This window comes from Candidatus Symbiopectobacterium sp. NZEC135 (assembly GCF_025962695.1).
This window is the reverse complement of the sequence record NZ_JAGFPF010001336.1, coordinates 1-591: the sequence shown is the minus strand read 5'-3', so window position 1 is coordinate 591 and position 591 is coordinate 1. Positions and strand designations below refer to the sequence as shown.

1 protein-coding gene is annotated in these 591 nt (G+C 59.1%); it reads left to right on the top strand.

The genetic code is table 11. From position 1 onward, the window contains the following. Positions 1 to 591, top strand: a 591-nt coding sequence (locus J5224_RS34135; RefSeq protein ID WP_264629283.1) for a sigma 54-interacting transcriptional regulator, incomplete at both ends; no start/stop codon positions are given.

Here is a 591-nt window from a genome sequence, read left to right as displayed (position 1 = left end):
TGCGCGGCGCTCAATGAGAATCTGCTTGATTCAGAGCTGTTTGGCCATGAAGCCGGGGCGTTTACCGGGGCGCAACGCCGTCATCTGGGCCGTTTTGAGCGCGCCGACGGCGGCACGCTGTTCCTCGATGAGCTGGCAACCGCGCCGATGCTGGTGCAAGAGAAATTGCTGCGCGTCATCGAATATGGCGTTTTGGAGCGAGTGGGAGGCAGCCAGCCGCTTCAGGTTGATGTGCGTCTGGTGTGTGCCACCAATGAAGATCTGCCCGCACTCGCTGCTGCGGGCAAGTTTCGCGCCGATCTGCTCGACAGGCTTGCCTTCGACGTGGTGCAACTGCCCCCGCTGCGCGAACGCCAGCAGGATATCATGTTACTGGCAGAACACTTCGCTATCCAAATGTGCCGGGAATTGCATCTGCCGTTGTTTACCGGGTTCTCTGCACGCGCTCGCCATGCCCTATTACAATACGCCTGGCCCGGCAACGTGCGTGAATTGAAAAACGTGGTAGAACGTTCGGTCTATCGGCACGGGGCGACCGCCGAACCACTGGATGCCATTATCATTAACCCGTTTCAACGCACCGTTGAACCG